This window comes from Shewanella sp. HL-SH2 (assembly GCF_051164935.1).
In the GTDB taxonomy this organism is placed as follows: domain Bacteria; phylum Pseudomonadota; class Gammaproteobacteria; order Enterobacterales; family Shewanellaceae; genus Shewanella; species Shewanella glacialimarina.
On the sequence record NZ_CP195035.1, the window covers coordinates 1509817 to 1524505 of the forward strand.

A 14689-nucleotide genomic window follows, 5' to 3' on the forward strand; every position below is an offset into this window, starting at 1 on the left:
TCATTACCGTTCATGACACCCTTAATTTTTTATCAAACTATATTATTGTCGTACAATAGCCGTGCTTCAATCTCTGGAGGCAAAATTGACCGAAGGTTTTAACACGCGCCGGACTGGTTTTCAGCTGTGCTCCAAACCAGCTTCAAATACGGGCGTTATGACAAAAGGAAAGTTCATGCAATACAAAACAGTTGAGGGATTCAAATTTTTACATGTGGCTAATGCATTTTTGTCACAAGTACCTTGGAAAGTGACTTATGAGGGAAGGAAGATAGAATGGGACGTTGCATTGGATTTATTGTACCCTGAAGTCGCTAACGCTGAGCAATCTTGCTATCTGGTTTATTTAGATGATGAAGTTAAACCAGTTTATGTTGGTCAGTATACAGGAGTGTTTAAAGATCGCTGGGGGCTCAAAAAAGGTAAATATATTTGGCATGGCAAGCATGACGACACTATAAAATCTGCGTTAGTGGAAAGGAGGAAAATTTCCATTTGGCTGTCAGTTGAACCTTATGCCGAATTAAGTGATGGTCGAAAGATAAATATAAACAAGGAAATAGAGCAGATTATCATCGAGGCAGTTCAGCCAAAGTGGAATACTACGGGTAAAAGCAATGACTCTACAGTCGGTGAGCCAGTAACAAATATTTGCGCAAAATATGAAAAAAATCTTCCAGAAATCGCCAAGTCTGTTTGGGCAAGTTTTGAAAAGAGTAATTTGAATAACTATTTAGAGCAACTAGTTAAAAAAGATGAAGTGAGTTGGGGGGAGCTTCAAGAAGAAAAAATGACTGACTTGTCTAGGTGTCGTCATTTTCTCAATTACGTCTCCTCTGGTGTAAAGCCTGAAGATGCCATGGATTTTGTTTGGAGAGAATTTCCATAGAATTAATTCGTCATAATAGAGATATACCATCAGCATTATTAAATGGTCTTTCTGTAGTGGCCAATGAAAACTTGCCACTATTTTAGAACTTACATAGCATATTTATGTCCAGTTCCGAGTTAGCTCTTGAGTTACCACAGCCATCAATAAAGCTAAATCGAAGAGATAATAATGCGGGTGTAGATGAGCCAGCGAGTATCCAAAACAAGGATGTTTTGGTTAAGCCCACATGGATGTGCTTGCGGCGTCTCGCTGGATCATCTGCGCTTGTAGGTAATCTTTGACGCCAATGAAAATTTAACTGAGTTTTAAAATTTAGTCTGGTTAGGGCAAACTTTTAGAAAAACAAATCTTGCAACCCGCTTTTGTCCAAAAATGAGTTTGAAAGTGATCAAACCTTATTATCAAAAAATGACATTCGTCCTCGGATAATTTATAAAAACTATTGTGCTATTTATATAGCGACTTCAGCTAGGTACGGATTAAGAGCGTTCTAGAGCAGGGGATCTTACAAAGTGTTTTTGAATAAGGTTGTGGTTAATGGCTGTTGTGCTACTGTTAAAATCTTTTTGATAATACACATTAAAAACAGTGTTGTTACTGGCAATTTAACAGTGCATTTTTTAATAAAATAACAACAAACTTAAAGGGAAAGAGATGACTATTTTACTCATATGTTTATTTATCGCGATGATGTTACCTTATTTAGCGAAAGTGCCAGTAGCCATGGCGATGTCTAAATTGGGCGGATATGACAATGCCCATCCAAGGGCGCAGCAAGCTAAACTGACTGGCTTCGGCGCAAGAGCGATAGCAGGGCACCAAAATGCATTTGAATCATTACTTGTATTTGGTATAGCGGTTTTAACCGCAATAGTGACTAATAACGTTACCGATGTTGTGGCCATTTTAGCCATAGTGCATGTGGTTGCTCGAGTGGTTTATCATGCATTGTATTTATTAAATTATGGCACTTTACGGTCATTATCCTGGTTTGTTGCCATTGGTGCATCAATCGGGATTTTTGTTCAAGTGTTTTAAACTGAATGCTCTAAGCGGGGGCCTTGAGGGAGCATATTAAACAGAGTGTTTGGGAACGATAATCGCACTTTTAAAAGCAGCTACTCAGCTGCTTTTTTATTGCATTTTAATCTATTAGACCTAGCCAAAAGAACTAATTTGCTTTTTATTACTTAGACATATGAGCTAATTTACCCCGTTTTTATCAATCTAAGGATGACGATGCGTGGTCGATATTGTTAATGTAATACTTCATACATTAGGTGAAGGATTACCCATTAATGACACGCTGTTGTCACTCCCTATATTTACTCATAACGAAGTGGAACTTTAGCTGTTTATTGCTTTATGTGTCGATGTTATTCGTTATGCCCGTTGCAGCCGAAGAGTCAGATATTGAAATCAGTGGTTTAGTGATTGATCGTACCTTAACTCGCTTTGGTAAAGATTTCGGTTTTTATTATTCTGGTTATTGGCGTGACCTTCCCTTTACCCAAGGCTTTAATGTGACGCTTTATGAGACTGTATACCCTCAAGCCGGTACCTTGCTGACATTAGAGGTCAACGGCACACAAATATATCGAACTCACTTTGGCCGACGCGCAGCACCGATTAAAGAACGCGCTGAGCAGGCGTTATTAATCACTATTGATTATATCGCTCAGGTAAGAGCCAGCGCGCTTACCAATGAAATAGCAGATCCATCAAACGGACTTTAGGATAAAAAATGAGAAACAGGATGTTTAAGCGGTTGTTGACGGTAAGTTTTAGCGCATTGTTAGTGGGTAATGTTACAGCCACAGAATTAGTTTATACCCCAGTTAACCCAAGTTTTGGTGGTTCGCCATTAAATGGCTCTTTTTTACTCAACAAGGCGAACTCACAAAATGATAATCAATCACCATCTAGTGATAAAGATTTTGTTACGCGCTTTAAAGAGTCGTTAGAGCGAAATATTATTAACACCATTACCCGCGGTGTGGCTGATGGTGAAATTACTGATGGTATCTATGACACCGGAGATTTTAGAGTTGAAGTGGTTTCAACCGGAAATGGTGTCATGTTAACGATTACCAATTTACTTTCAGGTGAAGTGACTGTGATTGAAATGCCGACATATGGAGTATAATTTGATGAAAAAATTATTCTCTCTATCTTTGAATAGTGTGCTGTTTTTAGGTGCAGTCTCTGGCTGTAGTTTAGTGCCTAAACCGGATCTTAATTTAACTGAAGCACAAGTTAACCCTATCAGTGAAACCATGTTAGCGCTTCAAGCTCAATCAGGCCCTAAGTTTCCTATTCCTGTAGCGGTTTATTCATTTAGGGATCAAACCGGACAATATAAACCCCAAGCTAATGTGAGTTCTTTTTCAACCGCCGTCACCCAAGGGGCGACATCAATGTTGATACAAACTTTATTAGATTCTAAATGGTTTACTCCGGTTGAGCGCGAAGGCTTACAAAATTTATTAACTGAGCGCAAAATTAGTAATAAGCAAGGCGCTAAAGGCGATGATATGCCGAGCTTATCTAATGCACGTTTATTGTTAGAAGGTGGGATTATCAGTTATGAAACCAATACCAGCACTGGCGGTGCAGGCGTTGAATATTATGGCATTGGCGCCTCAGAGATGTACCGTGAAGACCAGGTGACCATTTATTTACGTGCGGTTGATGTACACAGCGGTAAAGTAATGATGTCGGTGTCGACCACTAAACGTGTGCTGTCACAGGAGATGCGTGCTGGATTGTTTCGCTATACCAGCTTAAACCGATTAGCAGAGGCTGAGATCGGGTTTACTACCAATGAGCCAGTACAGTTTTGTGTATTACAAGCGATTGAGTTAGCCGTAGCTGAAATGATTGCCAAAGGAATAAATCAAGGATATTGGCAAGCAGTTGAAGACGCAGATACCAATGCTGCTAGCATTGAAGCGAGTTAATTGAAGCGAGTTAATTGAGGCGAGTTAATCGATGCTAAAAATGAGTTAACTGTTAATAAAAACACCTACAGGACGTAGGTGTTTTTTGTTTAGCTATTATTGCTGTGTATTTTCGTCTTCAGTTAATACTTCTACTAATGATTTCTCAACAGGGGAATCTCCTTCAAGGCTATCAACATTTTGGGAAACACCTTCAAGATGTTCTACTCGCTCATAACCACGTTCGTTAAGTTGATCGTTGACACAATCTAGAAGAAATGGCGCGATTTCGTTATCAGGTAACAAGTCTTCTTGGGCTATTTCAGCACAAGCGGCTTTTAAAGAAGCAATATCTTTTGCCAAAGGCTGTGGTAAGGCGATTGCTGCATTGGTGACAAACATCAAACCAGAAAACATCAAGGTGATTGCAGGGTACTTCATATTATGTCCTATTGAGATAGCACTTTATCGTTATGGATAAATCATAATCCAAGTTGACCGGTATGACTATAGTTCAAACATTCCTGGGATAAATATTTTGTGGTTATATTTTACTGCGTAAAAACGCCAATGCATGGTCTGGTAAGCCTTGCTTGCTTAAGTAGCTTTTGGCCTTGGCTAAGGTGATTAAAAATCCGCTGTCTGTTTCGGCTATACGATAAACCTCGGTCCATAAGATTGTTTGGTTAACATAGGCTGACTGTGTGTGTATGCCTTCTTCATTTAAGGTTAACGTGGCATTGTTATTGGCGGCCTTACTCATCATTTGACGCCATAACCACCAAGTGCGTTTGAACTTGATACTTAACGCTTCAACCACACTTAGACCTATGAAAAAATATCCTAAGTAATAGATGTTTTTATTGGCAAGTTCGTTATCGCCCAAATTGGTGGACAACAAAATCCCTAGTCCAATCAGCGCGAAAATAGCTGTTTTAATAAAGTCCTTTGCCTTAATTGAGGGATCGACCGATGCATCATAGGTTTCGGCAAAATAGCGTTTATCGAGGGTAAATTCGTGGCTAAAGGTTGCTGGCTGAGTCATATATTGTGTTAGCTCTATTAAATTTGGACGGGATGATTATCGCATAACTTTACGGGGTTGGTATTAATGCAAAATGAAATTACCGATAACCGCTATTATTAACGGCAATATGGTTATCGGGAATATGATTATCGGAAAAATGACTATCGCTAATTTTAGGCGTAAATAACGGTTAATCTCCGACTGTTTGATTAAGCAGCTCTGTTAGTTTCTGACACTCTGCTTTATCAAGTTGTTGACCCTGGGCGTTGGACAATAGGAACACGTTATCAGCCCGCTCTCCTACAGTGCTGATATTTGCACTGTGAATAGTCAGTTCTTGTTTTCTAAATGCACTAGAGATTTGTTCCATAAACTCACTGGTATCTAGCGCTGATACATTCAGTACTGTGCGGGTCGATTGGCGTGAGTATAAAAACTCAATACTGAGTTGGTTTTCAAAACTTTTGTGGGTGCGAGGTTGGCGTATTTTAGGCAGCTTAGCGTCATGGTCAAGTACGTTATAAAGCTTTTTAAGTACTTGTGCTCGACGTGATTCACTAAAAATGGGCATATCATCAAAATCTAACACTTTAAAGGATTCGACCACATAACCGTCTTTAGTTTTCGATATTTGCGCCTGTTTAACAGAGATTTTTAATGTCGCTAAGGCATTAAATAGCTTAACAAATAATCCCGGTCTATCTTTGCTGTAGACAAACACGTCGCTGCAACCTTTGACCGTCACATTGTCGATTAAGATTAAGGTTTCAAATTGGCTGTCGTATTCTGGCTGTAACTGATGTTTGATTAATGCTTTGCTGTAGCGCGCAATATCATCGGATTCGGCATGACTGAAAAATGATAGCGGTAAACGTTTCCATAACGCTTTAATGGTGTCTACATCAACCCCGTCAGCTTGCAGTATTTGGGTTGCATCTTGTTTATGGTCGCGCACAATAGCGCGTAATTGTTGCACATTTTCAAAGCCATTATGCAGTGCTTTTCGGGTAGCAAAATACAGCTCTTTTAACAGCGCAGCTTTCCAGTTATTCCACAGGTCGTCATTAGTGGCTTGAATATCGGCAATGGTTAAGCAATACAATGCATCTAAGCGTGTTTGGCTGCCGACTTCTTTAGCAAACCGGTTAATCACATCTGGGTCGTGAATATCCATACGTTGTGAGGTTATAGACATTAACAAATGATGTTTAACTAGCCAGCATATTAAGCGCTCGTGGGACAGCTTTAAACCATGAAACTTGGCAAATAAGCTGGCATCTACCGCACCTAATATGCTGTGATCACCGCCACGTCCTTTGGCTAAATCATGGAATAATGCTGCAAACAGTAGTGATGATTTATTGGGCATTTTTTGATAAATATCAGCCGCAAGTTTGCGATCATTATCGATAGTGCCATTTTGACGATCAACACCATAGCGATAGATGTTTTTTAGCAGTTTATGGGTATGCTCATCAACCGTATAAGCATGGAATAAATCAAACTGCGTTTGCCCAACTACTTCACGCCATTGGGGTAGGTATGACGCTAAAATACCGTGCTGATGCATTAAGGTGATGGCCAGCCCCATACCTTCAGGGTGATTAAATATTTTTTTGAAGGTTTCACGGCACACTTGAAAGTCTTGTAAGTCGCCCATTAAACGACGGCGTACTTGACGAAGTAGTCTTAAGGTTTCAGGGCTGATCCCAATAATTTGGTCGTTATGGGTCGCTATCAATAAAAATAATGCCATGATTTGGGTGCGGTCAATAAACACGTCTTCATCACGCACGTGAATGTGCTGATCAACAATTTCAAATTTGTTGTTAATTGGAATCACGTGCGACTGTGTATTAGGTGATATTTCACGGGCAAAATAAGCCATCAATAACTGATTTAATTCGCGAATGCGTTTCATGGCTCTAAAAATTTGGCGCATCATTTTTTCAATGGCAATATTGCCACCTTCGCCTAAAGGACTGCCCTCACCAAATCCCATTAGTTTGGCGACTTCTGCTTGATATTGAAGTAATAAACGGTTTTCAGAACGCCCAGCAGCTTGATGTAATGCAAAGCGTATTCTGAATAAAAAGTTTTGACACTCTAGTAATTCGGCATATTCATCATTGGTAAAAAATCCGCGTCTTCTTAATGTCAGCATATCGCCAACCCCAAAATGCTTACGCGCTACCCAGGTCAAGGTTTGTAAATCACGCATGCCACCAGGACTGGTTTTTAAATTGGGTTCAATACTGTAAGCCGTGCCCTGTGCTTTGGCGTGGCGCTGTTGTTGTTCGGTTAATTTAGCTTCAAAAAAGGTGTCGCTACGCCATAACTCATCACCATATAATGCGGTAAGTACCTGATGCTCGTGTTGTTTACTGCCAGTGATATGACGAATTTCTAATAAGCTGGTGGCAATAGTGACATCGTCCCTACAGGCTTGATAGGTGTCTTGTAAGGTGCGTACACCGTGGCCTAAATCTAAATTCAAATCCCATAGTTGGGTAAGAAATGCACTTATTTTGGCTGAATCTTGTTGATTAAGTGGCTTGTCGTGAATGATGCAAATGTCGATATCAGAAAAGGGGTGTAATGTCTGGCGGCCATAGCCTCCAACTGCATTTAAAGAAATAGTGTTAGGGTCTAATTGATGATCACACCAGAGTAAGCTAAGCAAATTATCAAAAAAATTCGCGCGGCTAGTGAGCGTTTCATTAATTGAACAATGTAAGATATTGTCTGCTAAAAATTTGTCTAATGATGAAATAGCGTGCTTAAGCTCGCTAATACTCATTCCTGAGTGTAATTCTGTACTAGCAGGTTGCGCAATCATGTTACTCCTTGTTTGTTTTCCCCACTGATAGAGTAAGGTATTATGCGGGTTAACTCAACTTTGAAATAGTCTAGGTTATGGCCTCAAAGCGCGGCAGAATCGATACCTTTATCGCTAAACAGCTACAAATCCCTAAAAAATCAGTGCGAAGTTTGATTGCTAACCAGCAACTTTTGCTTAATGGCGATATAGTGATTACTCCTGACACGCAAATCGATGAGTTCAGTTTGATTGAGTGCCAAGGTGAAATATTACAGCAAAGGCAGCGAGCTTATTGGATGCTATACAAACCCCAAGGTGTGGTCAGTGCAACGGTGGATGAACAGCATCAAACTGCGTTAGATTTACTCGAGGGTGTCGATAAAGACTTGCTGCATATTGCTGGGCGGTTAGATTTAAATTCAACTGGGCTATTATTGATCACCAATGATGCTAAATGGTCACAAGCGTTGATGTCACCCGATAATAAAGTGACTAAGCGATATCTAGTCACCCTGGCTAACCCAATTGATGACACTTATGTTGAGGCTTTTGCTGGCGGCATGTGGTTTGAGTATGAAGGTATCACTACGCAAGCGGCAACGTTAATTATAGTCTCTCGCTACCAAGCCATTGTTGAGCTAAAAGAAGGTAAATATCACCAAATTAAGCGTATGTTTGGTCGATTTAACAATCCCGTTGTCGCACTTCATCGAGAGTCTATAGGGCTTATTGAGTTAGATAATACACTTCAACCCGGTGAGTTTCGGGCGTTATCAGCGGATGAGGTTAGCTTAGTGAACTAACTTTTTTATTTCCGATTAAATCTGCTTGTTCATTTCGCGAGTTTGATCAATTTTTTCATTTTAGTTACATGCTAGTTTACTTAAATGAACTTTTAATTGAGTAATTTTGTGACCATTCAAGCTATTAAAAAGGTGAGTGAATTAGACATTTTTTGTCTGCTGGTATTTAAAACCATTTATGAGACAGGTTATGCTAATCTGGCGGCAAAGGAGTTAGGTGTTTCCGCACCTAAAGTAAGCCGTTGTTTGACATTATTACGTAAGACTTTTGACGATGAGCTGTTCTACCGTCGTCAGCAAGGTTTAAAGCCCACCCCCTTAGCAGAACAGCTTTATCAGCCGATTTGTCAGCTCAGCGATACCATAGAGCAAATTGAAACTGTAGCCCAACAAACTAATCGTAACCCAGCTAAACCATTACTGAACGTGGCAGTTTCCAGCAATATTATCAGTAGTTTAGCAATGTCATTAAGCTCACCTAAATTCTTTAATCATTTTGGTCCCTTGCGCTTACATGTATGGCAAAGTGATACAGAAGAGAAAATTCATAATGGTGAGATAGATTTCGGCATTGGTTTTGATGACCAAGGGCAGCATTCGCTCAACCTTACTCCTATTGTTAAAATAGATAGCTTACATGTTGTTGCCAAAAGTGAGCACCCTATTTGGCTTTGTCCTGACCCGTTAACACTGGAAGACATTGCTGAGTTTGATTATATGTATCTGAAGTGTCATGGTTTTAACCATCGAATTGATCCACTGGAATTATATTGCCAAGAAAAAGGTCATTATCTTGCCAGTATTGATCATGTCTGCGATCTTGATGATTGGTATTGGCATTTGATGACCATGGGGAGTGTTTCGTTGGCAACTAAACCGGAAGGGGTGATCGCCAACAATATACCTCAAATCAGTGCTAAACCATTGCCAATGAGCGAGTTTACTAAACTAAGAAAAGTAATGAGCTTACCTATTTATAGTTTTTTTGAGCGCGATAACCCATATCGTCGCTATTCAGAAGAATCTAAGCAAATAATAATTACTCTCATTAAAAACTTGTTTGTGACTGTTTGATAGTTAAAACGCTGTTGTTTGTATTTAACCAAGAGTGATTATTTAACTTTAATAAGTTGTATGTAGCTGTTTTATAATCTAAATATTTAAATATGCCTTTTTTTGAGTTATATGTGTGAAGTTGTTGTGAACAATTCTTATCAGTGAATTACATATTCAGTAATAGTGAATTATTATTATTGAAATCCCCAAATACGAAATTGTAAATTTCATTTAACGAAATTTTAACTTTTGTTCACATCTCCAGTATATATACCACGCATAAAGTAAGGTTTTTTTTTATAGTTTAAGTATGCAAAAAAGCATATTTCATTAAATCGGGGGATTTAAGATGAAAAATTATAATCGAACATTACTTGCTGCGGCGTTTATTGCTGCATTGGGTGTAACAGGTTGTGGCTCTGACGGCAGTGATGGTGCTGCAGGAGAACCGGGTACTCCGGGCACACCTGGAACCCCTGGAACACCGGGTACACCAGCGGGTTCGGTCGTTACAACAGTTGACAATGCCTATGACTTTAACTTAACACTGGCTCCTACAGATATTGTCGTAGTAGGTGCTGATCCATTTAATGTTAAATTTACTGTAACAGGTAAAGGAGTGGGTGGAGCGGACGTTCCATATTCGGGGCTTGATAAAGTCGCCTTATATGTGATGAGTCAATCAGCTAATACTACTGATACAGGTGCGCCAATGCTATGGACCAACCATGCACTTGCCAATGATTTTGGTAGTAGCATGTATTGTACCTTAACGGGTACAGCCGCAGCACGAGGAGGCGCTTTAGTCGATGCTTGTACATTAGTTGAGGACCCAGCTAATCCTGGTACTTATACGGGTTCTTGGGCGCATGATGGCAATGCGCCTGTGGTACTAGCAAGTGGCGATGCGGGCGATTTAGTTCGTGTGTTTATTCGCGCTTACGATGTGACCATGTCTGATGGGGCTGCTGTATCAGATAAAATATTATCGACCCCACTAGACTTCATTCCTGCAACTGGTGAGCTAGCTGTTTCATCCAAAGATGCGGTATCAAATGCTGCCTGTATTAAGTGTCACAGCCCAATGGATGGCTATGCTGATACCGATATGCGTATAGCCAATATTGGTGCTCATCATAATTACCAAAAAGTTGAAAATTGCGTAGCTTGTCATAATCCAGCGTATGCGGGTGGGCAGGACGATCCTGAAAAAGGCTTCAATGCAAACTTCAATGCTATGATCCACACTATCCATGCAGGTCACCATATTGCAGACTCTCTGACTGGTGAAGCCAAAGAGATGTTTGGTGAAATCGGTTTTCCATCTGAACTCAATGAATGTACCGCTTGTCATGATAATGGTCAGCAGTGGAATGAAAATATTTATGCTGAAGCATGTTTATCGTGTCACGTGAACGTAGACTTAACCACTGGTGTAAACCATAGGGGTATTGTGCCAGCAAGTGATGCAGTATGTTCTGGTTGTCATGGCGCAGGTAGCTTAAGCCCAAGTGAAGCTCATAATGTTGGCGTGCGTGCAATGGCGACTGACTCTATTGTGTTTGCGGTTAGTAATATTACTTATGCAGAAGATGCTGTTGATGTTAGCGGTGTTATGCAAGATCAAATGAGTATTACTCTTGATGTAACTATCGATGGTCAACCTATTGCCGATGGCTTCGATTTTGGTCCTTATGCCAATTATGACGAAATCAAAACAGGTACAGTTGACGCCGATGGCACTTATTTCGTGGGTACATCTCTAAATCTAAACGGTGTTGTTTCTGCTGGTGGCAAGCTTGTTGTCACTAAAGTGGCTAACTTTAACGTGGCTGGTAAGAGTATTGCCATTACACCTCGTTTTTCAGTTTGTGCTGATGAGAAAGCGAAGCTAATTAAGTGTAAAAATACAGTAGGAGAAGAACAATTCGCGGTTGAGTATGTTGCCGTGACAATGGACACTGCATATTGGAACTTAGCTAATGCAGACGGTTCAGGTGCCAATATTGCTCGTCAAAGCGTTCCTTCTATGGTGAGTGCTGACGAAGCAAAATGCAGCTCTTGTCATACATCGTTAGGTATTGCAAAACACTATGGTAACGAGCGTTTTGACCAATGTATGGGTTGTCACAACAATACTTGGGGTGGTTCATACCATGGCACTGTTGAGTACAAAACGGATGCAGTTGATGCTGATGGTGTTCCCGTTTTTGCTTTAGTTGAAGGACTAACTTATAGCAACCGTGACTTAATGACTGTTTCACATCGCTTCCATAGTGGTCTATGGGATGACAATCGTGGTTTCCCAGCAATTCATTTGAATGCGGATATGGAAACTGAAGGTTACCCTGCAGTTGCTACACAATGTTCAGCATGTCACAAAGAAGATGTCAGCATATTTGCCGCTGATGGTGGTTTAACGTCAGGTAAACGTGCAATTGCTGTGAATTCAGCAGGAACGCAATTTGTTTCTCCGGTTGCTGAATCTTGCCGCTCTTGTCACATCAAAAGTTCTGCTTTAGCTCACTTTGAAAGTAATGGAGCATATGTGGAAGGTCGTCCTGCCACAACAGCTAACTTACCTGTGGAGTCGTGTGCAACTTGTCATGCAGAAGGCAAAACTTATGGTATCGATAAGGTCCATATGGGAGGTGCACATTAATTCACAACATAAAGTTAATATGGTTTATTAAATAATCTTAGAAGTGAATAAGTCGGTAATGAGATCAGACTTTATCATTGCCATGCTATCTAAATAGCGACTGAATACTTCAAGAAACCTAAAGGGAGATGCATTTAGCATCTCCCTTTATTATTTACCGTGTTATGAGGTTATTCTTTTGATGGACTTATGATTCCACCCAAATTACCTATTTAACATTTTTATGCTTGATTATGCTGCATTTTTAGCAACCACTTACCATAAATAAAAATACCTACGGCAGAGATAATGCCAATTGCACCGATAATATACCAAGCCATACCTATGTTATTCGCCTCATATAACATGTGCGTAAGCGGTTGGGCTTCTATGCCGGTAAAATCAACTAAGCGCATGAATGCTTCACCTTGTGGAATTGCATCTACATCTGTTTGACTCATGCCTCTAGTTATTAACTCATTTCGTGAGATAATTTCCTTTGACGCGTAGATTTGATAAAGCTTAGGGGCAAAATAGCCTTCTAATGTCCAACCAATCCCTTGCGGTAGCATCACAAAGCCTAAGTACATGGCTTTTTTACCTTCTGGGGCAATGTTACCCATAAACTCATTTTTCTTTGGGCTAATCATCATTTCGCCAAAAGAAAACATCACAATTGCCAGTACAATCATCCATGCAGCGTTAAATACACCTACCAACATGATTGCTAGGATACTGAGAATACAGCCCACCAGCATTGCTGTGGTGATACGGTACTTAGCGGTAAAAGCGGCGACTAAAAAGCAGGTAGTCATAATCATGCCTGCATTTAAGTTCAGCATACCTTCGGGCATCACCTTGGTGCCTTCATTATTTAAGCCTAACCAGAACTGTAGAATACCGTTACTAGTGCCTTCTGGGCCAAACAGTGAGGTGACAATAATGCTGGTATCAACCCATTCGGCAATATGGATAGGTAATACATCAAATAATGAATTATATAAAAACCAGAAACCGGCAAACACGAGCATATAGTATATTACCACTGGTTTTTTAAGCTCATGTAGCGCATCTTTCCACAGTGCTTCTTGATGGATTTCACCAGACTTTACTTTACGTGCTCGTTCGATTCGCTCCTCTTTGCCAGGCTCTTTATAGGCTAATAAGAATAAAAAGTTTAATGAGATAATTGCCGCACAGGCATAGAACACGTTGTCCCAAGATAATTGACGCATGTGCACAGCAACTAATGGTCCAAGGAAGCCACCAATATTAACCACTTGGTAAAATATGCCCCAGGCCATAGAGGTATTTTCTCGTTTGGTCGACAACACTAAGGTGCCTTGAATACCGGGTTTGAATACCCCTGTACCGGCGGCTAATAACATTGCACCAAACATAAAGCCCCAAAAATCAGGGAACAATGCCATGGTGAGGTAGCCCATGATTTTGATAATTGTTGAGGCAAAAATAGTTTCTTTATAGCCGACGCGATCTGAAATCCCGCCAGTGATCACAGGTATAAACGTTTGTAGCATTGCCCAAACCGCAAGAATGATCCCGTAGTCGTGAAGGTCTATCCCTAAACCACCTTCAGAAACCGGCGATTTAGCATATAAGCCAGCACTGGCTTTGACGCCATAATAGGCAATGCGTTCGACAAGTTCCATGCCGCCCACAAGCCAGAAAATATAGCCAAGGCTAGTGATAGAAGCCCACATTCCCAATTGTTTTACTTCACTTAGGTCATTGCCTGAGTGTGAATTAGTGCTCATAAGTCACCCTTTTATTTTATGTTTTACACCGTTAGATTGTTAACGACAGACACTCTACCTAAGTTCTGGATAAATTCCAAAGGCAATAAAAAAGCGGATCATGTGATCCGCTTCAGTTTGTCGCTAATAAGTATGCAATTGTGCTATTGATTAAGCGCCACAACACTTCTTATATTTTTTACCACTACCACATGAACAAACGTCATTTCTATTTGGCTTAGCCTCAAAACTAACCGCTTTAGGTTTATTAAGTAAGCCAGTTAACTCAATGATATTTTCAGCTTTGTCGGCATCAACCGTGATGTTAGCAAACAACTGTTGTTCGGCAACAATGGCAGCAACTTCCACTTTACGTGCTTCAGTTTGCACTGATAACTGTAAAGGTGAAATCTCTGTACCCGGTTTAGTCGCGCGTTTAGTGTTATAGCCACTTTCGCCATAGGCTGGCTTTGGCGTTCTACGCCCTTTGAAAAAGTACTTATCAGACATGGTGGTGACCCATTAAATAGAATGATGATATTGGCGCAAGCTTATACAGCAAAAACGCAAAATGAGATATTAAAGTTTTAGTTTAGTACTAAATAACCTCAGCTCGGGATAATAAACGCTTACCAAACAGCCCTTTGTCTTGCTAACTGCGTTTCATTAACGTGCAATAGGCCAGCTATTGACGTGTTAATGCGCCTTGTTTTCAAAACAAACGACAAGTTTGCTACAAAATAAACTAAATCTGTT

At 40.3% G+C, this 14689-nt stretch carries 13 protein-coding genes; 8 read left to right on the plus strand and 5 right to left on the minus strand.

Features of this window, described 5'->3' with window-relative positions:
• The first annotated feature begins 175 nt into the window (after positions 1-175).
• The 5 genes from ACRWP9_RS06520 (at position 176) to ACRWP9_RS06540 (ending at position 3852) form a co-directional block, all read left to right on the plus strand.
• A complete protein-coding gene (locus tag ACRWP9_RS06520) occupies positions 176-889 on the plus strand; it encodes a hypothetical protein (RefSeq protein WP_434928443.1) in 714 nt (237 codons plus the stop codon).
• A gap of 657 nt (positions 890-1546) precedes the next feature.
• Positions 1547-1930: an MAPEG family protein gene (locus ACRWP9_RS06525; RefSeq protein ID WP_434928444.1), complete on the plus strand. Its 384-nt coding sequence runs from the start codon at positions 1547-1549 to the stop codon at positions 1928-1930.
• Positions 1931-2265: 335 nt separating this feature from the next.
• A complete protein-coding gene (locus ACRWP9_RS06530; protein ID WP_226410861.1) occupies positions 2266-2628 on the plus strand; it encodes a curli production assembly/transport protein CsgE in 363 nt (120 codons plus the stop codon).
• Positions 2629-2648: 20 nt separating this feature from the next.
• The gene (locus ACRWP9_RS06535) at positions 2649-3038 is read left to right on the plus strand and encodes a curli assembly protein CsgF (RefSeq protein WP_226416009.1); all 390 of its coding nucleotides are present in this window, start codon (positions 2649-2651) and stop codon (positions 3036-3038) included.
• Between the two features lie 4 nt (positions 3039-3042).
• The gene (locus ACRWP9_RS06540) at positions 3043-3852 is read left to right on the plus strand and encodes a CsgG/HfaB family protein (protein WP_434928445.1); all 810 of its coding nucleotides are present in this window, start codon (positions 3043-3045) and stop codon (positions 3850-3852) included.
• Between the two features lie 96 nt (positions 3853-3948).
• Here the strand turns inward: ACRWP9_RS06540 and ACRWP9_RS06545 are convergent, their stop codons facing one another.
• From ACRWP9_RS06545 to glnD, 3 genes are all read right to left on the minus strand, one after another.
• On the minus strand, positions 3949-4272 hold the full coding sequence (locus ACRWP9_RS06545; RefSeq protein WP_434928446.1) for a hypothetical protein: 324 nt from the start codon (positions 4270-4272) through the stop codon (positions 3949-3951).
• Positions 4273-4375: 103 nt separating this feature from the next.
• On the minus strand, positions 4376-4876 hold the full coding sequence (locus tag ACRWP9_RS06550; protein ID WP_226410859.1) for a YcxB family protein: 501 nt from the start codon (positions 4874-4876) through the stop codon (positions 4376-4378).
• Positions 4877-5048: 172 nt separating this feature from the next.
• On the minus strand, positions 5049-7697 hold the full coding sequence (glnD, locus tag ACRWP9_RS06555) for a [protein-PII] uridylyltransferase (protein ID WP_434928447.1): 2649 nt from the start codon (positions 7695-7697) through the stop codon (positions 5049-5051).
• Between the two features lie 77 nt (positions 7698-7774).
• Here glnD and ACRWP9_RS06560 point away from each other — a divergent pair, with 77 nt between their 5' ends.
• From ACRWP9_RS06560 to ACRWP9_RS06570, 3 genes are all read left to right on the plus strand, one after another.
• Positions 7775-8482, plus strand: coding sequence for a 16S rRNA pseudouridine(516) synthase (locus ACRWP9_RS06560; RefSeq protein ID WP_434928448.1), 708 nt, complete (start codon positions 7775-7777; stop codon positions 8480-8482).
• Between the two features lie 96 nt (positions 8483-8578).
• Positions 8579-9556 (plus strand): LysR family transcriptional regulator, encoded by a 978-nt coding sequence (locus ACRWP9_RS06565; protein ID WP_434928449.1) that lies wholly within the window; start codon positions 8579-8581, stop codon positions 9554-9556.
• A gap of 331 nt (positions 9557-9887) precedes the next feature.
• Positions 9888-12200, plus strand: a complete 2313-nt coding sequence (locus ACRWP9_RS06570; protein ID WP_434928450.1) for an OmcA/MtrC family decaheme c-type cytochrome — start codon at positions 9888-9890, stop codon at positions 12198-12200.
• Positions 12201-12421: 221 nt separating this feature from the next.
• On the opposite strand, the gene ACRWP9_RS06575 is transcribed toward ACRWP9_RS06570, so the two are convergent.
• Positions 12422-13954 (minus strand): MFS transporter, encoded by a 1533-nt coding sequence (locus tag ACRWP9_RS06575; RefSeq protein ID WP_434928451.1) that lies wholly within the window; start codon positions 13952-13954, stop codon positions 12422-12424.
• Positions 13955-14104: 150 nt separating this feature from the next.
• On the minus strand, positions 14105-14443 hold the full coding sequence (locus ACRWP9_RS06580) for a PBPRA1643 family SWIM/SEC-C metal-binding motif protein (RefSeq protein WP_434928452.1): 339 nt from the start codon (positions 14441-14443) through the stop codon (positions 14105-14107).
• Positions 14444-14689 lie beyond the last annotated feature (246 nt).